A 21607-nucleotide genomic window follows, 5' to 3' on the forward strand; every position below is an offset into this window, starting at 1 on the left:
TTCGCATTGCTCCGACCTGATTTGAAATTTAATTGGCAAATTATGTTCGCTTCACCAATCAACGCCGTTGCTGATGTTTTCAATGGCGATTAGATTGCTATTGGCGCATGGCGAACCGGTCCTTTGCCTCAATGCGCCGAACCCCCGTTTGCCCGGCTGCGTCCGGGCTTTTTTTGTCCATGTGCCGCTGCCGTAGGCGGATCGCGCATACGGCAGCCCTCGGTCGTCAGTCGTCAGTGTATTGCGCTTAGCGGGTCGGCAGGTAGCGGGACGGGTCGATCGAACTGCCGCCATAACGCAGTTCGAAGTGCAGCGCGACGCGGTCGTTGTCGGTATCGCCCATCTCCGCGATTTTCTGCCCCTGGGTCACGCGATCGCCTTCCTTCACCAGCAGCGCGCGGTTGTGCGCGTAGGCGGTCAGGAAGTCGGCGTTGTGCTTGACGATCAGCAGATTGCCGTAGCCGCGCAAGCCGTTGCCTGCATAGACGATCGTGCCTGGCGCTGCCGCGACGACGGGCGTGCCCGCCGCGTTGGCGATGTCGATGCCCTTCGAGTTCGCGCCGTTGAACGTGCGCACGACGGTGCCCTGGGTCGGCCAGATCAACGCGATGCCGGTGGCCGGGGCGCTGGTGGGCGCGGTGCTCGCGGCTGGCGTGCGAGCCGGTGCTTCGCCGGGCGCGGTCGCCGCCGTCACGGGGGCGTTGCCGGTGCGTGCCGGGCCGCCTGCAGCCGGCGTGGTCCCGGGCGGCACCACGCGCAGCGTCTGGCCGACTTCGATCGAATCGGGGTTCGGCAGATTATTCCAGCGCACGATGCTTTGCACCGATTGACGGTGCACACGCGCGATCTTCGTGACCGTGTCGCCTTGCTCGACGCGGTAGTAGCCCGGCGCGACCGGGGCCGAGCCGCATGCGGCCAGCACGGCCGCGAGCGGCAGGCAAGCGAGCCGCGTAATGGTTTTTCGCAACATTGAACCTCGCTCGAACTTCATGAAGCTGCGCCGCGCGCGAGCCGCGCGGCGGGTAAAAAAACAGGAGATTTTAACGGGCCGTCGTGCATGGCGCGCAATCGGCGCGCACAGCAATCATGCGCGGGTCGTGAAGGCCGAGCCTCGCCCACTCAGGCAGCGCCAGCGACGACCTTGATGCGCAACGCGGCCGTTTCGGTGCTGCCCGGTGCAAGCCAGCGCAGGCCGAAGCCGTTGTGGATCGCATCGGGCAGGCCGAGCCACGGCTCGACGCAGTAGAAGTTCGAGGCCGGCGTTTCGGTCCACGTCGTGATCGCGTACCACGGCACCGAGCCCGGGCGGTGCAGATCGAGTTCGATGTGCTGGTTCAGCGGCGGACACGACAGGCGGACGGGCTCGCTCGGGATGCTGGTCAGGCAATGAAAGCGGTCGTGGATCTCGGGGTCATCGAGCGTATAGCGCGGTGCGCCAGACACCGCCGGAGCAATCGAGCCGTCCTCGCGCTGGAGGCGCCGTTCGGTCGGCGGCAGCTCGAGCGTCGTCTGTGCACGGACGGTGTGCGGCAGCGCGAAGTAGAAGTGATGGCCAGCGTAGTAGGGCAGTGCCTCATCGCCGCGATTGGTGGTCGTCAGCGCGACCTCGAGGGTATGCGCGTCGACGCAGCGGTAGGCGGCCTCGAAGCTGAACGCGAACGGATATTGCGCGCGGGTCGCGGCGTCGTCGACGAGCGTCATGCGCAGGCCCCGGCCGTCGGCGTCGAGCGTCGGCGTGAACGGCAGGTCGCGCGCAAAGCCGTGCGCCGGCAGCGCGCGCACGACGCCCGCGCCGTCGCGCCACTCGCCGATGCGGCCGTCCACGCGGTGGCGCCCGAGGAACGGGAACAGCAGCGGATTGCCGCCGCGCACGCGAGCGACGTTCGACCAGTCGGCGTCGTCGGGCCAGTGGATGATCGGCTCGCCGCCGACGCTCCACGACAGCAAGCGGCCGCCGAATTGAGGGGCGACGCGCACGCGGGCGCCGTCGCAATGGAGTTCTACGATGTCTTGCTGTTGAAAGCGCGTCATGGCGAATCGGGGAAGCGGCGTGTGGCGCCGTGGAACGTAAAGAGGCCATTGTGCCGTGAGTCGTGTTACGGGCAAACCCTTGGTCGGGAAATCGCGACTGCCGCGCAACGCTTTCACGCACGCATAATGGCCGCTCGTATGCGGCACCCGGCGCCTTGGCGCGCCGGCGGCGTCTCAGGAGGACCTATGGATCTCGCCATGGCAATGGGAATCGCGCTGTTCGGCATCTTCACCGGCAGTACCGTTCTGTTTTTTCGCATCGCGCGCTAGCGTCACGCACGTCGCACACCGGTGCGACGGCCCGGGGACCGCACCTGCGGTCGTCCGCCCCCTCAGTTCGATGGCAAACGTTTGACGCCGGCATTCGGCTCCCCTCTTTCTCACTCGCCAGCAGCGCATAAGCGCCCAAGCTCGAGCGGAACCCACCTGTATGCACGACGGTGTTGCGTTTAGCACGAACGCGAGGCCACCCGCCCATTGCTTTCCGAGCGATCTTGATCTGGGTCAAGGTGGCGCCCTGTGGTTTTTCGATAAGGTACGCATCGACGTCTGATCGATCGTGACCGCACCCACCCGTCGCGCGCCACGATCGCATTGCGTTCGATTCCCTTATCGCTGCCTTTCGCGGCGGCCTTTAGAACATGCGCGAGAACTTGGCTACAGCCGGCGAAGAGTCTGTCCTGTCGGAGCAGGACGTCATCATCACGCGGACCGACGTATCGGGCCGCATCTTGTACGCCAACGAGGCGTTCCTCAAAACCAGCGGCTTTACGCGTGATGAAGTCATCGGCCAGCCGCAGAACATCGTGCGTCATCCCGACATGCCCAAGGACGTGTTTCGCGACCTGTGGGCGACGATCGGCCGTAACCGGCCCTGGACCGGCATCGTCAAGAACCGCTGCAAGGACGGCCGTTTCTATTGGGTCATCGCGAACGTCACGCCCGTGTTCGAAGGCGGGCGCAAGGTCGGCTACATGTCGGTGCGCACGAAGCCTTCGCGCGAGCAGATCGCTCAAGCCACGCGCCTTTACGATGCGCTGCGCGAGCCGGCCAGCGCACGCGTGCGTCTGGTGGGCGGCGAGGTCTTGCGCAACGGCATGCCGGGCCTGCTCGACCGCGCGCTGGGCCTGCCCGTCGCGCTGCGGCTGTGGGGCGTCATCGCGCTGCTGATGCTGCTGTTCCTGCTGCAAGCGCTCGGCGCGCAGGCGGTGTGGCCGGGCCTGCCGCCGTCGGCGCAGGGCTGGCTCATCGGCGCGCTCGGCATCGCCTGCTCAGCCGGTATGGGCCTCTATCTCATGCGTGCGGTACTGGAGCCGCTCAAGGCGCTCAACCGCAGTGCGCTCAACGTGCTGTGCGGTCATATTCAGGAAGCTTTTCCCGAGCAGGGCGACGCGCAGGCGCGACGGCTCGGCCGCATGCTCAATCAGATGAACGCGAAGCTCGTGGGCATCCTCATCGACGCGAAGCTCTCGATCGACGTGATTGAGCGTGCGACGCAGGAGTTCGCCAACGGGACGGCCGATCTCGCCAATCGCACCGACGAACAGGCCAGCGCGATCGAGCAGACGACGGCCAGCCTGGCCGAGATCACCGAGACGGCCGAGCACAACGCGCTCGGCGCGGAGCAAGCCAACGCGACCGGGATCGAAACGGCCAAATCGGCCGAGATGGCCGCACGCGAGGTGCAGCGCACGGTCGAGGTGATGGCGCGCGTGCGCGACCACGCGAGCAAGATCGCCGAGATCACGACGCTGATCGATGGCATCGCTTTCCAGACCAACATCCTGGCGCTCAATGCGGCCGTCGAGGCGGCGCGCGCGGGCGAGCAGGGCCGGGGGTTCGCGGTGGTGGCCGGCGAGGTGCGCAGCCTTGCGCAGCGCAGTGCGGCGGCGGCCAAGGAGATCAAGGCGCTCGTCGATGCATCGCTCGATACGGTCGGGGTGGCGGCGCAGGCCGCGAGCAGCGCTGGCGAAACGATGAGCACGGTCGATCGTTTCGTCACGCGGCTCACCGATACGCTCGCCGATATCGCGCGTGCCAGCCGCGGCCAGAGCGCGCAGATCGCGCAGATCAACGACGCGGTGGGGCAGGTGGCCGAGCTTACGCAGCGCAACGCGGCGCTTGTCGAGCAATCGGCGGCCGCGTCGATGGGATTGCGTCAGCAGACGCAGTCGCTCGAATCGGCCGTCAGCGTGTTTCATCTGCTCGGCGCGTCGCAGCAGGCGCCGGTGGGGCGCGCACGGGCCGTCGCAGAGCATGAAGCGTCCATGCCTGTGCCGGAGGCGGTACACGGCTGAATGCGATTTTTAGAGGGCACGGCCACGGCGGTGGCCGGACAGCTTTGCATGGGACCAGAGTAAGTGATGAAGCGCTAACTCTGGTCGACCGCTGAGGGGTAGGAGTAAGTGCTCTGCATGGGGCAGGGGTAAGTGCTGAAGCGCTAACTCCTACCAACCACAGCATGGGATGCAACGAGGCAACGCTGGGACTTGGGGACACGCGAGAGGCGTGTCCCATTTTTTTATCGACCTCGGGTTGGCAGGTTAAGCGGTCTTTGCCAGCGACTCGCGGATGGCCTGTCATCTTTGACAGTACCCGCCCGCGGACTGCGCGAGTAGCGTTGGCTGGGGTTCCCGACGCACCGCGCAGGCACGTGATCGGGCGTGCTTTGCGACATTGCTTTGTTACAAGGCAGAGGAGGCCATCATGGCGGTCGATCGCAAGAAGCTGAAACCTTTCTCGCTCCAGCTCAAGTCCGAGCAGGCCGCGACGAGCAGTCTCGAGGGCACGTGGACCAACGAACTGGGCTCGACGATGTTGATCACGCAAACAAGTGGTTCGACGTTCGGGGGGACCTACAAGAGCGCGGTCAGCAGCGGCGGGCAATCGGTGAAGGGCACGCTGGCCGGCACGATTGCCGGTGACGCACTCGCGTTCACCGTCAACTGGCAGCCGACATACAGCTCGGTGACGAGCTGGAACGGTCTGCTGCTCAGCGATCCGCAAGGCGATCTCTATATCTACAGCCTCTGGAATATGTCGAGCACGCCGCAGGACCCATCGAACTTCTGGGAGTCGATCCTCGCTGGCGCGGATTTGTTCGAACAAAGCTAAGCCTTGCTGCGGCGACAAGCCCGGCTCACGATCGAGTGCCCGGCTTGTCGCCGCGCTGCATGCCGTGACGACTTCGTCGTCGCCTTGGCTTTTTCATTGCGACTGAACCCCGCAGTTGCCTCCGCGACCCCGATGTCTGCCGTCTCCTCCGCCCAGGACCCGTTCGGGCTCCGTTGTATCCCATCCCTTAGCCGCCGCTGATGTTGCCGCCCAGGACGTGTAGGTTCTGCGGGCTTTGCCGTATCGTCTTGCGTCTTGTCCTGTGATATCGGGGCAGGTGGAGCAGTCGGCGGACGGCGCGCATGATGCACGGCAACATGATGCGGCACGTTTTATGCGCGCCGGACAATGCGACGACGCACAAGGACCGCCGCCAAGGTCCAACGATACGTGGCGCCATCGGTAGGAGATGATCAGGAGGGCAAACGAATATGCACGCGTTCGACACGCGTCTGATCGCGCTGATCACCGGCATGGGGCAGCATTCACCTGCTTTTACGCATGCCGTCGAGATGATCACGAACCTGTACGTTTGCAAGGGTCTCGTGCTGATGGCGCTGCTGTGGTGGGTCTGGTTCCGCCACGAGCGCGCGGATGCGCGCTCGAGTGAGGCCGTGCGGCACCGCGAGCGTGAGATCGTCGTCGTGGCGATCGCCAGCGGCCTGATCGCGCTGGCCGCGGGGCGTCTGCTGGCTCACTACATGCCGTTCCGGCTGCGGCCGATCTACGAGCCGCAACTGCAGTCACTGTATCCGGTGGCCAGCATTCACGAGCTGCTGCCACGCACCTGGAGCGCGTTTCCAAGCGATCACGCGATGCTCTGGTCTGCGATTGCAACCGGCATCTTTCTCGCGTCGCGGCCGGTCGGTCTTTACGCATGGCTGCACACGCTGTTGCTGATCGGCTTGCCGCGCATCTATCTGGGCCTGCACTATCCGAGCGACGTCCTGGCTGGCTGCGTGCTCGGCTTTGGCATCGCCTGCATGCTGAACGCGCAGCCCGTTCGTACACGTTTGGCCGCGCCGTTCCTTGCATTCGCGGAGCGCTATCCGGGCACGTTCTTCGCCGCCGCGTTCGCGCTGAGTTTCGAGCTCACGACGCAATTCGACGAGCTGCGCCTTCTTGCGCATGGTGTAACGCACATGATCTCAATCTAAGGGGGACTGCCGTTACCGTCGCTCAGTTCGAGCGCAGCGGCGCACCAGCCATGCCCTTGAGCGTCTCCGACGGTCGCACACCGAACAGGCGCCGATAGTCCGCCGCGAACTGGCTCAGATGCCAGAAGCCCCAGCTTGCCGCGATTTCCTGGACCGAGTGCGTCGCACGCGGATCAAGCGTCCCGCGCGCCGCGTTGGCAAGATCGCGGCGCGCACCGTTCAGACGCAGCGTGCGCAGATAAGCAGCCGGCGTCATGCCCAGCACATCCTGAAAGCAGTATTGAAGCGTGCGCCGGCTCACGTGCAGCTGTTCGCACAGCTCCGGCACGTTGATCGCGCGCTCGCGATGGGCGATCGCGTACTCGCGCGCGTGCGCGACGATCGCCTGGCGCCTTTGATGTGTGCTGGCTGCAAGCGGCTCGGGCTGGCGTGGCTCGATCAACGCGACGAGCGTCTCGAGCACCGATGCTTGCAGATGCTCGAGCGCGCAGCCCGTCAGCGACAATGCGCCGCGCGTGCTTTCTTCGAGCACGGCGCGCAGCCACGCGCACAACTGCACCTTGTGCGGCTCGTCGATATGCACGAGCTCGGTGCGCGGCGCACGGTCGACCAGGCCCAGATGCGCGAGTGCAGCCGCATGTCGGCGCAGTCGTTCGCCGCCGATCACGATCCCGAAAAATTCGTAGTCGGCCGGCGTCGTCAACTCGAACTCGATGCCGCCGGGCCGGAACGCCAGCGCCTCGCCGTCGATCGCATGGCCGTCGATGCGTCCCATGCCGTCGCGGAGAATCGGGATGCCGAACCAGTAGGCATCCGAATCGATCTCGCAGGTTTGTCGCAACGCGTGGCTCGTCACTTCGCGAAACACCGTCAAGTCGTCGAGAAAGCACTCCGTCAACGTGCCCGTGAAGCGGCCCGGGCTCAGCTGATCGTAGGTCTGGCGCCAGCCATGCAAGTTGCGCGCTTGTTCGTCGGCGTCATGAGCCACCGACGTGTGCACACGCGCGCAGGCGGTGACGCGTGCAGGCGGACGCGGTGCCGTGACGTGGACGGGCGCATCAAGGCAGGAGAGGTCGATCGTCATGGCGGGAATCAGCACGAAAGTCGCGCACGCGCGAAGTGGGTCGGGAACGGCGCTCGACGCGACGCAACCTGACCCGATGCGTGCGACGTCGCGCGAAACACATCCAGCATGCAATTACCGTGCCCGACGCATCGCCTCGCGTCGGGGGGCGACGCTCATCTGTGCTTTGCCTCCGGCACCTGCGCGCCGAGCGATTGAGGCGCGGGCGCGGCCGCCAGCACCGTATCGCTGTCGTCCTTCAGTGCCACGCCGGTCAAGCGAAGTCGGCGCGCGCGCGTGAGCAGGTAGTGGAGCTTGTGCGCGGCAGCTTCATAGCCGAGTCCTTCAGGGCGGACGTTCGAGATGCAATTGCGCTCGGCGTCGCTGCGCCCGATCTTCGGCGCGTAGGTGACATAGATGCCGAGACTGTCGGGCGAACTGAGCCCGGGCCGCTCGCCGATCAGCATGACGACCAATTGCGCGCGCAGCACCTGGCCGATCTCGTCGCCGAGCGCTACGCGCGACTGCTGCGCGACCACGACGGGCCCGATGCGCCAGTCGGCGAGCTTCGCTCGCACTTCGAGCAGCAGCGGCAGCGCTTGTTTGGAAGCAGCCGAGGCCGACAAGCCGTCGGCCACGACGAACACCACGTCGGGCTCGCCTGGTGCGGCCCGGGCCAGCTCGGCGCGGCTCGCATCCGACAGCCGACGCCCGAGGTCGGGCCGCCGCAGGTAGTGCTCACGGTCGGGCGCGGCACTATGGGCATCGAGCGTGGCGAAGCCGTGCGCATGCAACTGCTCGTGCAGCTTCGCACTGTCGAGTGGCTGATGCACGGCGTCGCGGGCCTGCGCATGCGACAGGTTGAACGCGAGCAGCGGCGCGGTGGGCAAGCCGTTGCCGGTGCGGCCGAGCGCGATGCGTGCCTGAGTGAAGCGCCGCAGCGCCTGCCACGGATCGGGTTCGAGTGGCTCGCTCATCGCGCCTCCACCCACTGCCGGGTGCCTTCGAGCAGCGGCTGGCGCGGCGATGCGGGCAGCAGCGCGCCGTGTGCGTCGACGATGCCCATCGTTTGCAGCCAGGCCTCGAACTCGGGCGCACGGCGCAAGCCCAGCACCTCACGCACGTAGAGCGCGTCGTGGAAGGACGTGCTTTGGTAGTTCAGCATCACGTCGTCGGCGCCCGGTATGCCCATGATGAAGTTCACGCCGGCTACGCCGAGCAGCGTGAGCAGATCGTCCATGTCGTCCTGATCGGCCTGTGCATGGTTCGTGTAGCAGATGTCGCAACCCATCGGCACACCGAGGAGCTTGCCGCAGAAATGGTCTTCGAGGCCCGCGCGCGTGATCTGCTTGCCATCGTACAGATACTCGGGGCCGATGAAGCCCACTACGGTGTTCGTGAGCAGCGGGGCGAAGCGTCGCGCGACCGCATAGGCGCGCGCCTCGCAGGTCTGCTGATCGACGCCGTGATGCGCATCGGCCGACAGCGCGCTGCCCTGGCCGGTCTCGAAGTACATCACGTTGTCGCCGACGGTGCCGCGCTTGAGCGAGCGTGCCGCGTCGCGCGCCTCTTCGAGCAGCGAGAGCGAAATGCCGAAGCCCGCGTTGGCCTTTTCGGTGCCGGCGATCGACTGGAACACCAGATCGACGGGCGCGCCGCGCTCGATCGCCGCGATCGTGTTCGTGACATGCGTGAGCACGCACGATTGCGTAGGCACGTCGTAGCGCTGGCGGAACTCGTCGATCATCTCGAGGAGTCGCGTGATCGCTTGCAGGCTGTCGGTGGCCGGATTGATGCCGATGACCGCGTCGCCGCAGCCGTACATGAGCCCGTCGAGCATCGATGCGGCGATGCCCTTGACGTCGTCGGTCGGGTGATTCGGTTGCAGGCGCACGGCCAGGCGTCCGGGCAGTCCGATCGTGTTGCGAAAGCGCGTGACGACGGGGCGCTTGCGCGCGACGGCGATGAGATCCTGGTTGCGCATGAGTTTGGAGACAGCCGCGACCATCTCGGGCGTGAGGCCTCCGGCGATGCGCACGAGCGCATCGGTGCCGGTGGTGCCGGCGAGCAGCCAGTCGCGGAAATCGCCGACGGTCAGATGGGCAATCTCGGCGAAGGCGTTCGCATCGTGCGTATCGACGATCAGACGGGTGACTTCGTCGCTTTCGTAGGGGATCAGCGCGTCGTCGAGGAACGTGCGCAGCGGTACGCAGGCGAGCGCCATCTTGGCCGCGACGCGCTCCTCCTCACGTTCGGCGGCGATACCGGCGAGCTGATCGCCCGAGCGCAGCGGGCTGGCCTTGGCGAGCAGCGTCTTGAGATCGGCGAAGCGGTAAGTGCGCGTGCCGATTCGCTCCGTATAGCTCATGCTTGGGTGCTCCACATCGTCGCGTGGCGATCGCCAACGTAGCGCAAGCGCGGCCGGTGCGCGAGGCGCTTGCCGCCCCCGGGCCGCGTGGCGGACTCATTCTTCCAGCAGTGCGTCGGTCGGCGCGAGCGCGCGCTGCTCGCGCGTCGTCAGGAAATAACCATAGCCGAGCGCGACGAAGACCGCAAAGACGATCGCCACCTGCCAATTGAAGTAAATCATGGTCGCGAGCGAGACCACGGCCGCGAACAGCGCGAACGCCGGGAAGTACGGAAACAGCGGCGCGCGGAATGGCCGCTCCAGGTGGGGCTCGGCGCGGCGCAGCTTGAACAGCGCGAGCATGCTGACGATGTACATGACGATCGCGCCGAAGACCGACATCGTCACGATGTTGGCCGTGAGCGTCTGGCCCGCGAACTGGACCAGCTCGTCGCTGTAGATGGCGGCGATGCCGATCACGCCGCCCGCGATGATGGCGCGATGCGGGGTCTTGAAGCGCGGATGCACCTTCGCGAGCCAATCGGGCAGATAGCCGGCACGCGCGAGCGCGAAGATCTGCCGCGAGTAGCCGAGGATGATCCCGTGAAACGACGCGACGAGGCCGAACAGGCCGAGCCACACGAGCATGTGCATCCAGCCGCTGTGTTCGCCGACGATGTACTTCATCGCTTGCGGCAGCGGGTCGTTGATGTTCGAGAGGCGGGTCCAGTCGCCGGCGCCGCCCGCGAACACCATGACGCCGATCGCCAGCACCACGAGCGTGAGAATGCCCGTCACGTAGGCGATCGGAATCGAGCGCTTGGGTTGCTTGGCTTCCTCGGCGGCCATCGCGACGCCTTCGATGGCCAGGAAGAACCAGATCGCGAACGGGATGGCCGCGAAGATGCCGTGCCAGGTGCCGACGCTGAAGTGCTCGGCACCGGCCCAGCCGCCCTTGGCGAAATGGGCCCACTGAAAGCCCGGTGAGACGACGCCCATGAAGACGAGCAGTTCGAAGATCGCGAGCAGCGTCACGCACAGCTCGAAGGCGGCCGCGACCTGCACGCCGACGATATTGAGCGCCATGAACACCAGATAGGCAGCCATGGCCGCATGCTTGGGCTCGAGACCTGGAAACTGCACGTGCAAATAGGCGCCGATCGCGAGCGCGATGGCAGGCGGCGCGAACACGAACTCGACCAGCGTCGCTACGCCCGCAACGTAGCCGCCCACCGGCCCGAAGGCATGGCGTGCATACGCGAACGGGCCGCCCGCGTGCGGGATCGAGGTCGTGAGTTCGGTGAAGCTGAAAATGAACGTCGTGTACATCGCGGCGATGAACAGCGCGGTGACGACGAAGCCGAGCGTGCCGGCGCTGGCCCAGCCGTAGCTCCAGCCGAAGTACTCGCCCGAGATGACGAGCCCGACGGCGATACCCCACAACTGCCAGGTGCCGAGCGTCTGCTTGAGTTCATGGTGCGTGATGACACCTGCAGGCCGGTCTGTCGATGTTGCTCCCATCGGAATCTCCCCTGATATCGCTGCGCGGTGCAGCCTGAACGAGAAAGGTTCGTTCGATGGTAGTGAGCCATATATCGGGGGCGTTATCGAAAATCGGCAAATCTCCGTGCCCGGTGCGCGAGCTTACGAGGGGCTGACGATGGCGTCGTCCGCATCGCACATCACGCGATCGCGTCCGACCACCTTCGCTTCGTAGAGCAAACGATCGGCGCGTTTGAGGAGCAGCGCCAGATCGGGCTGCTCGGGCGCATGGGCACCGGTGACGGCGACGCCGAAGCTCGCCGTCATGCGGCAGCCGGTGCCGTCGTCGGTCGACACATAGGCCTCGCCGATGCTCGCGCGCATCCGCTCGGCCAGCGCGCGGGCGTCCTCGGGAGCGCGTACGCGCGTCATGATCGCGAACTCTTCGCCGCCGATCCGCGCGACGATATCCGACTGGCGCCAGTGCGTGCGGCACAGCGTGGCGATCGTGCGCAACGCCTCGTCGCCGACCGCGTGCCCGTAGGTATCGTTGATGGTCTTGAAGTGGTCGACGTCGAACATCACGAGCGCGAAGTGGGGCAGGCCTGTGTCGGTGCGGCTGCACAGCTCGCGGGCGCGGCTCTCGAACGCGCGACGGTTCAGCAGTTGGGTCAGCGAATCGGTCTCGGCCATGTGCGCGAGCTCCTGCATCAGCTGCGCGCGCTCGATCTCGAGTTGCATGCGCTTTTCGCTGTTGGCCTTGAGCACGCGGATCGCATCGAACATGTTGCGGATTTCCTCGCGCGTGAACGAAGAGGGGATCTCGGTCGTCAAGTCGCCTTTCGCGATGGCGCGGATCGCGCGTGTGGCCGAAATGAAAGGGGTGATGACGTCGCGCCGGAATTTGAAGATCATCCAGACGAAGGCGGCCAGAATCAGCGCCTCGCCGGCGGCCGTGCCGACGACTGCGGCGAGTGCGGCGTCGCGGTTGCGGCGCAGCTCGTCGTGCGAGCGTTCGAGCACGTCGTCGCGGAACACGGAGATCGGGTGCATCGTCGGCACATATTGCTCGGCGAATTCGCCGGTCGTGGTCGCGACGCCGCCGGCCTCGTCCGCGAGCGCTTGCACGGTGTCGACGTAGCGTTGGCCGTCGCCGAAATACAGCGTGTTCATCGCGGTATAGGGCGTGTTCGACAGCATGAGGCGGTCGACCATGCGCGCGTCGATCATGTCATGCAGTTGATCGATGCGGCCGCGCGTGCGCTCGATCTCGAAGCGCTCGGCGTTCGTGAGCGGCCGGTGCATCGCCAGCGCGCTCGTGAAGCGTGAGCCCAGTTGCCCGGCCTGCTCGCGCAGATCGGCAGCCAGGCGGGCAATGATCAGACTGTTCAGCGTATTGGGGGCACCCTGGCCGATGACCGACGTCTGGGCCGTTGCGACCGGAAGAAACTCGGGCACCAGCGCGATCATGCGGTCGACGGCATTCTGCACGGCCCAGTCGCCCCGGGACGTGCGCGGCAGGCGCGCGAGCCGGTCGACGTTCGCGCGCGCCGCGGCAAGATCACGGCGCAGCTTCGTCACGGCCGCGAAATCGTCTGCGCAGCCCGAGCAGTGTTCGGGGCGCAAGGTGCCGATCAACCGGGCGAGCAAGTTGTCGCTGTCGGCGCGCGCGCGAGCGAGCGCCGCGAGACGGGCCGGCGGGATCGGCAGGTCCTCGCCGAGTACGCCGTTGGTCGGGCCGCGTTCGGCCGACACCTTTTCCATCGACAGCAGGGTCGCCTGGACGGCATGGAAGCGGATGGCGGACGTATTGGCGGCACGATAGGCGAACCACTCGTGCACGAGAAGCCAGTAGGACAACGAAAGGATCGGTACGAGGGCGAGTGCGACGCTGACGCCGAAGCGCCTGCTCACCGGCATTCCGGGCAACAAGATCTTGATCATGGTGGGTCCGGCCGGCACGCGCGACACGCGCAACGGCTTTATTGCTTGGCGATGCAGCGCAAGGCACGGACATCGGGGTGCTCGCCCGAGATTCGGCGAGCACCCCGTAGCTTATCGGCAAACGCGCGCGGATTCTTTACTATTCAGGCACTAAGCGTTTTTCCGGATGCCGCGTTCGGGGAGATGTGGGTAGGAGCGGGGGCTTGCGGAAGGCTGCCAGGTGCCGATCGCATGTAGCACGAGGTCGCGCGTGTGCGGCCTGGCGAGGTGATCTCGACGAGGCCGCGGCCCGGCGTCTGCACAGGCAGACGATCAGGCAGCTGGCGCATGGAAATTTCCTCCTACGATTGCGCGGCGTGCGCTGCCGACGGAGGTTCGCCCCCTGTTCGTGGGAGCGAACTCGCACCCTAGGCGATAAGAACGCGCAGCGTTTCAATACCGCGAGAGCTGGCCGCCGTCGACGCGGACGCGGTCGCCGGGCCGCAGATCGCCGGGGCTCGGCATGTCGAACGAGCGCGACGTCCCGTCGTTCAACTGCACGTCGACGCGATAGCCGGCCGTTTGCTGGCCGAGTTGCTGGCCGAGCTGATTACCCGCGACGGCACCGCCGAGCGCGCCGATGACGGTGGCTGCGTCGCGTCCGTGGCCGCGTCCGACCTGGTTGCCGAGCACACCGCCCACGAGGGCGCCAACGACCGTGCCTGCTACGCCCGACGGGCTCGTGGCGCCGCCGATCGGTTGCACGGCCACGATCGTGCCGTACACCGGGGCGTACGGCTGGTACGAGGACTGTCCTTGGTCATAAGCCGGCTGAGGAGCGTAAGCGGGCTGTGAGTAGGCGGGTTGGGCATAGGCCGGCTGCGGCTGTGCATAAGCCGGCTGCGCGTACTGCGGTTGCGGCGCCGCATATCCCGGATACGACGCATACGGATTCGGTGCCACGCACGCGCTTAGCGACAGCGCTAAACCAGCAGCCAGGGGAAGAAGCACAGCGGTCTTGGTGAGGGTGAGGCGCGTCATGGCAAGTCTCGACATCCGGTGGGTTCGTGGAGCGCGGGATCGGGCCCGCTTGGAAATCCGGCGTGAGTATAGAAAAAGCCGACCGTCGTGTATGCGAGGCGCTGCGTAACAGTCTGTAAAGTCTGTTGCCGCGCAACTATGTATGACGCGCGCTGCGCGTGAGGAAGCGGTCTTGTCGGCAGTGCGGATGGTGTCGAAGCGGGGCGGCGATTATGAGGAGGCCGAAGCGACCCGTATCGAAGTGCTTGAAGAGCCGCCGTTGCCGGTGCCGTGACCGACACGTTCGTGATCGACCCGGCCAGGAATAAATAGCGCCGCGCACGCTCGCTCGAGAAGCGGGCGCCGCGCGGCAAAAGCCGTCTGCATTCCGACGCTGGATCGGGGTCTTCAAGCAGACGGGACACGACGCGTTCGGCGTGTGCCGGTAGGGAACGTTGTCGACGATCGCGGCCCTGGGGCCATCGTGAGGTCGAGCGTTGAGCTGCGGCGGGCGCACACCTTGACGCGGTGCGCCCGCTCAAAAATCGGGAGGCGGCCCTGCGTGGCGAAGCATCGCGCTTCGCCACGCAGGCCTTGCCTCATCACACTGGACAGCCACGGGTGGTCTCGTTCAAACATCCGTGGCTATGCCGGGACCGATGCTCGCAACATCGGCGCCGGTTGGTCCTGCCCTCGGCTAACCTTTCCTTCCTTACGTTGGGTGCCGGGGAGCGTCGCTCCAGGGTTTTTGTTCTTCCGGCGGAAAAGTTGCGCGAGGGACAATGTATCGCTGAGAATGTGACGCGTCAAGCAATATATAGTCGATATTCTCGCTGATGTTGCGCGCCGCGCAATTTAAGCGTACGTTGTGTACCTCTAAAAGAACAGCGCGAGGAGGCACGCGAAAACATGGGCACCGACGACCTGCAGATCAGTCAACGGGTAAGGGAGCTGATGGACGCTCATGGTGTACCGAAGCGCAGTCAGGCGAAGGAGTTGGCGCGCATTCTCGCGATCAGCTACTCGGCCGCCACGCGCAAGATCAAAGGGCAACTGCCGTGGAAGCTCGAGCAGATAGGCGAGGTGGCGAGCGCTTTCGGCGAGCCGGCCAGCGTGCTGCTGGGCGCTGCAACGACTCAGGAAGGCGGCCTCGCGGGCACGGCGCAAGAGGGGCAGTTCGTCGTCGGCGGACGACGTTTCGCTTGCCTGCTGTGGCGTGCAGAGGCCTTGGATGCGAGGCCGGCCGGCGGCGATCTCGTGGCCGTCGACGAGGCGGGGCAGTGGCTCGTGTATCCGGTTCAGGATGCGCCAACGGGGGGGCAGCGCTTCGACGTCGAGCGCATCGAGATCGTGGGGCGCCATGCCGAGGCCGACAAGCCTCTGATCGCGGTCGTCGACGACAGCCACGACATCGCCGAATCGATCTGCGATTACTTCAACGCGCGCGGCTTGCGTGCCCAGCCTTATTACGGACTCCAGAGCTTTCGCGAGGCCTTGGAGACCGAGATGTTCGACGGTTTCGTGCTCGACTGGCTGTTTGGCAACGAGACGGCGGCCGACGTGATCGGGACGATTCGCGAATCGGAAGACGAGGAGGCGCCGATCTTCCTGCTGACCGGTGAACTCGTGACGGGCAATGCCGACGAGAACGACATCGCCGGCGTGATCGAGCGTTACGACGTCGCGTGCGTCGAGAAACCCGTGCGTCCTTCGCTGCTGCTGGCCGAGCTCTCGAACAAGCTCGGCGTCAGATAAGGGGCGGTTTTACGCGCGTGGCGCCACGCGCTCAATGCGTCGCCGGGCCCGCTTCGTCGCGTGGCGCGCGATGCTCGTACAGCACATCCTGATCGACGCGCCACAGGTTCTGTCCGCCATCGACCACGAAGTCGACGCCGTTGTAGGCCGGGCCCGTCAACAGCTCGATCGCTTCGGCCACGTCCTCGGGTGCCGCAATGCGGCCCAGCGGCGTCGAGCGCTGACAGGCGTAAAGGAAGTCTTCCTCCGTCTGATCGTCGCTCGGCAGCATGAGGCCCGGATAGACGGCATTGACGCGCAGTACCGGATGCGTCGAAGTCGCCAGCATCGACGTGAGGTTGCCGAGTCCGACTTTGCCGACCGTGTAGCAGAAGTGGTCGCGGTGGAAGTTGCCCTTGACCTTCTGATCGACCACGTTGATGACGACGCCTTGTGTGCCGAGCGCCCTGGCGCGCTCGTAGTAGGCCTTCGTCAGCAGGATCGGCGCGCGATAGTTGACGGCCAGCGCGAGATCGAGCCGCGCTTCGGAGAAGTCGGGGAAGTGATCTTGCGCGAAGAACGACGCGTTGTTCACGAGCACGTCGAGGCGGCCCAACTGCTCGTACGTCGCGTCGACGAGCCGGCGCAGGTCGTCGGCGTTCGCGAGATCGGCATGCAACGCGATCGCGCGCTGCCCCATTGCCTCGATCGCGCTCGTCACCTCGTGCGCGTCGGCTTGCGACGTTCCATAGTGGACCGCCACGTCATAGCCCTTGCGGCCGAAATACTCGGCAATGCTTCTGCCAGTGCGCTTGGCCGCACCAGTCACCAAAGCGACCTTGCTCATCGTGGTTCCTTCGTGTTCGCGATATCGGCCAGCAGCGCGCGCAACGTGTGCAGTCGCACCGGCTTGAGCAGATATTCGTTAAAGAGGTGGCGTGCCTCGGAATCTGCGTCGGCGAGCTCGGGCGCGTGCGCGCTGATGGCCACGATCCGCGTCTCGCGGTTCGGCCCGGGGCGGCGCTTGACTTCGCGGGCGACGGCCCTGCCATCCTTGCCCGGCATCTCGATGTCGAGCAGCACCAGATCGAAGCGGGTCGATGCGAGCCGCGCCAAGGCTTCGTCGGCGTTCGATGCCGACTCGTGCACGACGTCGAGCTTGCCCAACAGATCGCCGAATGCTTCCCGGGCCGCTTCGTTGTCGTCGACGACTAACACGCGGCACCGGGCCGGCTGTGCAACGGCGACCGATTCGGCCAGGTCATCGCTGGCGTGCGTCGCGTCGCGGGTGAGGGCAATGGTAACGCGAAACGACGAACCTTCGCCGATGCGGCTCGTGGCCGCCACTTCGCCTTGCAGCAACGCGACGAGGCCTTTCACGATCGACAGGCCCATGCCGAAGCCGTCGTGCAGGCGTGTGCTCGATTGATCGAGACGCGTGAATGGCTCGAAGATTTGCTCGAGCTTGTCGCTAGCGATGCCGGCGCCCGTATCGGTCACCTCGATCGTGAGCGTATCGGACTGCGCATCGCGCCGCGTCGTGAATACGCGCAGCAGGATCTCGCCGCGCTCGGTGTACTTGATCGCGTTGGTCAGCAGATTGGCGAGGATCTGGCTGATACGCTCCGGGTCCGACAGGTAGCCGACGCTGGCAGCCTCGTTGCTGCTGCGCAGCACGAGCCCCTTGCGTTCGGCGAGCGGCAACGCGTCGTTGAGCGCACGCTCGATCAGCGCAGCCACGAAGAACGGGACGTGGCGCAGCTCGAGGCTGCCCACTTCGAGGCGCACGTAGTCGGTCAAATCCTTCATTTGCGTGGTGAGCTGCAGCGACGCGCTCTCGAGGCGCTTGAGCACCCGCGTCTCGTGCGTGCCTTGCAGCGAGTCGGCCAACACGTCGACGGCCGCCGTGATCGACTGCAACGGGGTTCTCAGCTCATGGCTGACCATCGCGAGAAACGCGTTCTTCGCGCGGATCGTGCTGCGTGCCGCGTCGGTGGCGCGATGCTCGGCCTCGAGCGCGATGCGCTGCTGCCGGATCACGTCGCGGTAGCGCCTGAACGCCACGATCAACAGCAGTACGGCCACGGCGAACAGGCACAGCAGCACCGCGCCGTTGACGAAGATGGCCCGGCGTTTCGCATGGAAATCGGCGAACGCGATTTCGCGCCGTTTGATCTCGACCGCGCGCGTGTTGCTGGCGAACGTATTGACGATCGGGCGCGCGCCCTGGATGTCCGCGAGCAGTGCGTCGATGGCCCTGGGGTTCGACGTGATCGTGGCGATGTCGGCATCGAGCCTGTCCATGAGGGTCTCGAGCGCCGTGCGCGACGCCTCGTAATCGGGCACTTCGCGGAAGAAGCGATTGAGCTCCGAGGGCGACGCGAGAATCCTGAACTTCGATTGCAGGATCTCGTAGCGCATGCGCAGCGCGTCGGCATCGTGCTCCTTGCCGCTCGCGTAGACCAGCGCCTGATTTTCGAGCTGCAACAGCGCAATCTGGTATTGCGCCGCGGTCCAGTAGTAGCCTTCCTGCGGTCCCGTGATGGCCGAGACGCGCTCGGGCGCCAGCAGCAGATCGCGCAGGAAATGCGTGAGCGTGGCCGTCAGCAGGATCATCAGGCAGACGAGCGCGACCGCGACGTGGCTCGGTAGCCAGGTGCTGCGCATCATTTGACGACGATCTTCGTGACCTGCCATATGAACTTCGCCTCGGCGACGGGGGTACGCAATTCGTCCGGATAGCGATCGCGCGGATAGATCAGAAAGAGGGGGCCGAAGTCTTTGACTTGCAGCGGCTTGCCATTCATCGTGCGTGCGAGGATCACGCCATAGCGCGTCGCGTCGTCGGCCGGAATCGTGTACGCGTAGTCGTCGAGGCTATGAAACTCGAGCGCGTTGCCGCGCGCGCCGACACGCTTGAGGACGTCCGAGAGCCGCGGGCCGGCGAACTGCGCCTTCTTCGTCCAGCTCGTCGACGTGTCGATCGTGTATTGCGGCATCGCGAGCAAGTCCTTTTCCGTCAAGACGTACACGTGCTTTTGCTCGTCGGTGAACTGACCGATGTTGCCGCTGACCGTCAGCGTGAAGCTTTCAGCGCGTACGGCCACGGCGGTCAGCGTGAGCAGAAGCAGCAGGACGAGTCTGCCGGCGAGACGGGCCGATGTCCTCGGATACCCCATGATGTTTTCTCCAGCAAGGTGCGGGTGGGCGGCGCGCCGATGGCCGCGCAGCGTGCAAGGCGAGATTATGGGGGAAACCCGCACGGCTGGCCGCAGAAGGCGCAAGCACGCAGGGCGCTTGGCCGACAGGTACGCCGATTCGTTTGGCATCCTGATCAAGGTGCGCGGCGGGCGATTCATGCTCATTGGGTAATTCAATTTTTTTAAAAGGCAAATCGGCTTTAAAGGGCATGGCGGATGGCGTGGAATGACCATTTCGTTCGCCATTTTTTACCGCTACGGTTTTTCGTAAAGCACTAGCAGCGATGCGGAAGATAGCCGGCTTTGCAAGCCTTCGCCCGATGAGCGCTCCGTTTTACTCGCATTCGGTAAGAAGCGGTTTAGATGAATTCCTCGCATTCGTGGCGCGCATCCTTTGCGGTGCCGCGTCTTGCTAAACGGAAATTGGCCCACTACGGTGTGTAGCGCCGATATCGAGGCGAGATAAATTCCCCGTAAATTCGTAGCAAATCGGCGTCAATTATAAAAAAGCAGGTGCTCTTAGAGGGGGAGCAGTTGTTTTCCGCAAGTCCACAACTGCGTGGCAATTCGAGTTCTATTGGAAAGAAAGCTTGATGCAAGCCGTTGTCCGCGGTCGGCTTGGCGCGTGCATTTTTATCGACGCGCCTGAACGGCAGCCGCGGGCTTTGCGAAATGGCAACTCCATCAACCACCAAGGAAAAAAATGAAACCAGACCGTAGCAGTATCGGCAGCCGTCCCGGCTATCAAGGCCGGCTTGCCTGGCTAGGTGCATTGACGATTGGAACGATGATCCTCGCCGCATGCGGCGCCGGCGACGGCGCCTCGTCGGTTGCTTCGGGCGCGGCGAAGGCGCAGAGCGCGACGCCGCAGGACACGAATCAGCCCTATACCGACCAGGTCGCCTACTCTCAGAACGCGAACGACAGCCTCGACATCTCGCAAGTGAACGAGGGCGCCGCGATCATGCATTACCAGTGGAGCTCGGGTTCGACGACCGTCAACTACACGACCACCACGGGGCATTTGACCGCCTCGGATGCGAACGGCAACCCCGAAGCCTCGATGTCGTACGTGGCCTACACGGCGCCCAGCACGAACGGCCAGCCGCGGCCCGTCACGTTCTTCTACAACGGCGGCCCCGGCTCGTCGTCGATCTGGCTGCGTCTGGGCTCGTTCGCGCCGACGCGCGTGGCCACGCCTGATCCGCTGATGACGAACTGGCCGAACTTCCCGCTCGTGAACAACGCGCAGAGTCTTATCGATACGACCGACATGGTCTTCATCGATCCGCCGGGCACGGGCCTATCCGAAGCGATCTCGCCGAACACGAACCAGTCGTACTGGGGCTGCGATCAGGACGTGAACGTGATGCGCGATTTCATCCGTCGCTATCTGGCCGCGAACAACATCACCAATTCGCCGATCTACCTGTACGGCGAGTCGTACGGCACGCCACGCACCGACATGCTCGCGTTGTCGCTCGAATCGGCTGGTGTTCCGTTGACGGGCATCGTGCTGCAATCGGCGATTCTCAACTACTTCGCCGACTCGACGGAAGCGACGGCGGTGATGCAGTCGACGGCAGGCCTGGCGCTCGCCACCGACACGCTGACCGGCTACTTCCCCGGCTATGCGGAAGTGGCGATGTACTTCAACCAGGTGTCGCCGGCGCCCGCGAGCCAGGCGCAGTACGCGCAGCAGATGGCCAACTTCGTGACGAAGAACTACAGCGGCTTCCAGAACTATTCGCAGTCGTGGACGATGAGCCAGATCGGCGATCCGAACGGGCTGGGCTCGTCGAAGCTGCCGAGCGCGACGACGCTGCGTTCGTGGGAATCGGGCTCGAGCCTCACGTATCAGGCGCTGAAGGGCTACTTCAGCACGACGCCGTTCCAGACGACGCTGCTGCCGGGCACGACGATCGGCCGCTACGACGGGCGCGTTTCGCTGCCGAACTCGGATTCGCGTCTGCAAAGCGATGGGGATCCTTCGGACATCCTGCTGTCGCAGCCGTTCACGACGACGCTGCAAACGCAGATGCCCAACTATCTCGGCTATTCGGCGCCGAACGCGACGTTCATGCCGCTCAACGACGCCATCATCGGGTCGTGGGACTTCTCGCACAACGGTCAGCAGTTGCCGGACACGATCCCCGATCTGCTCGGCGCGTTGCAGCTGAACCCGCAACTGAAGGTGTTGTCGGTGAACGGTTATCACGACCTGGCCACGCCGTTCTTCAATACCGAGAAACAGCTGGCGCGGCTGCAAACGGTGCCGAACCTGAACCCGAACCTGCAGGTCACGTTCTATCCGGGCGGCCACATGACGTATCTGGATGACGGCGCACGTCCGCAGCTGAAGGCCGACCTCGTGAACTACTTCGGGGGTACGCCGATTCAGTCCGCGTTGACGTTGAGCACGTTGCCGGCCGCCTGGGCGGACGAGAGCCCGGCGGGCACGCCGACCCTCACGGCGCAGTCGACACGTTGACCTTGTGACCCGAGGTTCCTCCAGCTACCCATTTATTGCGAGTGA

General features: G+C 65.1%; 17 protein-coding genes. 6 read left to right on the forward strand and 11 right to left on the reverse strand.

The window, feature by feature from the left end:
* Window positions 1-247: 247 nt before the first annotated feature.
* Window positions 248-970, reverse strand: a complete 723-nt coding sequence (locus tag D7S89_RS01420; protein WP_121274940.1) for a peptidoglycan DD-metalloendopeptidase family protein — start codon at window positions 968-970, stop codon at window positions 248-250.
* 149 nt (window positions 971-1119) lie between these two features.
* On the reverse strand, window positions 1120-2031 hold the full coding sequence (locus D7S89_RS01425) for an aldose epimerase family protein (protein ID WP_121274941.1): 912 nt from the start codon (window positions 2029-2031) through the stop codon (window positions 1120-1122).
* A 641-nt stretch (window positions 2032-2672) separates the two neighbouring features.
* Here D7S89_RS01425 and D7S89_RS01430 point away from each other — a divergent pair.
* The 3 genes from D7S89_RS01430 to D7S89_RS01440 all read left to right on the forward strand — a co-directional run bounded on the left by D7S89_RS01430 (window position 2673) and on the right by D7S89_RS01440 (window position 6302).
* A complete protein-coding gene (locus D7S89_RS01430) occupies window positions 2673-4328 on the forward strand; it encodes a methyl-accepting chemotaxis protein (protein WP_121274942.1) in 1656 nt (551 codons plus the stop codon).
* Window positions 4329-4737: 409 nt separating this feature from the next.
* On the forward strand, window positions 4738-5145 hold the full coding sequence (locus D7S89_RS01435) for an avidin/streptavidin family protein (protein ID WP_121274943.1): 408 nt from the start codon (window positions 4738-4740) through the stop codon (window positions 5143-5145).
* A gap of 431 nt (window positions 5146-5576) precedes the next feature.
* Entirely contained in the window at window positions 5577-6302 is a 726-nt protein-coding gene (locus D7S89_RS01440; protein ID WP_121274944.1) for a phosphatase PAP2 family protein, read from the forward strand.
* 22 nt (window positions 6303-6324) lie between these two features.
* Here D7S89_RS01440 and D7S89_RS01445 read toward each other — a convergent pair whose 3' ends face one another.
* The 6 genes from D7S89_RS01445 to D7S89_RS01470 all read right to left on the reverse strand — a co-directional run bounded on the left by D7S89_RS01445 (window position 6325) and on the right by D7S89_RS01470 (window position 14158).
* Window positions 6325-7386: a helix-turn-helix domain-containing protein gene (locus D7S89_RS01445; RefSeq protein WP_121274945.1), complete on the reverse strand. Its 1062-nt coding sequence runs from the start codon at window positions 7384-7386 to the stop codon at window positions 6325-6327.
* 155 nt (window positions 7387-7541) lie between these two features.
* Window positions 7542-8342, reverse strand: coding sequence for an ethanolamine ammonia-lyase subunit EutC (gene eutC, locus D7S89_RS01450; RefSeq protein ID WP_121275976.1), 801 nt, complete (start codon window positions 8340-8342; stop codon window positions 7542-7544).
* The gene (locus D7S89_RS01455) at window positions 8339-9733 is read right to left on the reverse strand and encodes an ethanolamine ammonia-lyase subunit EutB (RefSeq protein ID WP_121274946.1); all 1395 of its coding nucleotides are present in this window, start codon (window positions 9731-9733) and stop codon (window positions 8339-8341) included. The genes eutC and D7S89_RS01455 overlap by 4 nt, the downstream gene beginning before the upstream one ends.
* A 96-nt stretch (window positions 9734-9829) precedes the next feature.
* Entirely contained in the window at window positions 9830-11233 is a 1404-nt protein-coding gene (gene eat / locus D7S89_RS01460) for an ethanolamine permease (protein ID WP_121274947.1), read from the reverse strand.
* 123 nt (window positions 11234-11356) lie between these two features.
* The gene (locus D7S89_RS01465) at window positions 11357-13138 is read right to left on the reverse strand and encodes a GGDEF domain-containing protein (RefSeq protein WP_245982584.1); all 1782 of its coding nucleotides are present in this window, start codon (window positions 13136-13138) and stop codon (window positions 11357-11359) included.
* A gap of 432 nt (window positions 13139-13570) precedes the next feature.
* On the reverse strand, window positions 13571-14158 hold the full coding sequence (locus D7S89_RS01470; RefSeq protein WP_121274948.1) for an outer membrane lipoprotein: 588 nt from the start codon (window positions 14156-14158) through the stop codon (window positions 13571-13573).
* Window positions 14159-14300: 142 nt separating this feature from the next.
* Here D7S89_RS01470 and D7S89_RS28110 point away from each other — a divergent pair, with 142 nt between their 5' ends.
* Together D7S89_RS28110 and D7S89_RS01475 are read left to right on the forward strand one after the other, a co-directional pair.
* Window positions 14301-14432 (forward strand): hypothetical protein, encoded by a 132-nt coding sequence (locus D7S89_RS28110; protein WP_281273070.1) that lies wholly within the window; start codon window positions 14301-14303, stop codon window positions 14430-14432.
* Between the two features lie 614 nt (window positions 14433-15046).
* A complete protein-coding gene (locus tag D7S89_RS01475; protein ID WP_121274949.1) occupies window positions 15047-15892 on the forward strand; it encodes a helix-turn-helix domain-containing protein in 846 nt (281 codons plus the stop codon).
* 31 nt (window positions 15893-15923) lie between these two features.
* Here D7S89_RS01475 and D7S89_RS01480 read toward each other — a convergent pair whose 3' ends face one another.
* Genes D7S89_RS01480 through D7S89_RS01490 form a run of 3 tightly spaced genes read right to left on the reverse strand, consistent with a single transcriptional unit; the run spans window position 15924 to window position 19050 of the window.
* The gene (locus D7S89_RS01480; protein ID WP_121274950.1) at window positions 15924-16718 is read right to left on the reverse strand and encodes an SDR family oxidoreductase; all 795 of its coding nucleotides are present in this window, start codon (window positions 16716-16718) and stop codon (window positions 15924-15926) included.
* Window positions 16715-18541: an ATP-binding protein gene (locus D7S89_RS01485; protein ID WP_183085064.1), complete on the reverse strand. Its 1827-nt coding sequence runs from the start codon at window positions 18539-18541 to the stop codon at window positions 16715-16717. Before D7S89_RS01485 ends, D7S89_RS01480 begins: the two co-directional genes overlap by 4 nt.
* On the reverse strand, window positions 18538-19050 hold the full coding sequence (locus tag D7S89_RS01490) for a putative pterin-binding protein (RefSeq protein WP_121274952.1): 513 nt from the start codon (window positions 19048-19050) through the stop codon (window positions 18538-18540). The genes D7S89_RS01485 and D7S89_RS01490 overlap by 4 nt, the downstream gene beginning before the upstream one ends.
* Before the next feature lie 724 nt (window positions 19051-19774).
* On the opposite strand from D7S89_RS01490, the gene D7S89_RS01495 reads away from it, so the two are divergent.
* Entirely contained in the window at window positions 19775-21562 is a 1788-nt protein-coding gene (locus D7S89_RS01495) for a S10 family serine carboxypeptidase-like protein (protein ID WP_121274953.1), read from the forward strand.
* The last annotated feature ends 45 nt before the right edge of the window (window positions 21563-21607 follow it).

The sequence above is a fragment of the Trinickia fusca genome, assembly GCF_003628145.1.
Taxonomy (GTDB): Bacteria; Pseudomonadota; Gammaproteobacteria; order Burkholderiales; family Burkholderiaceae; genus Trinickia; species Trinickia fusca.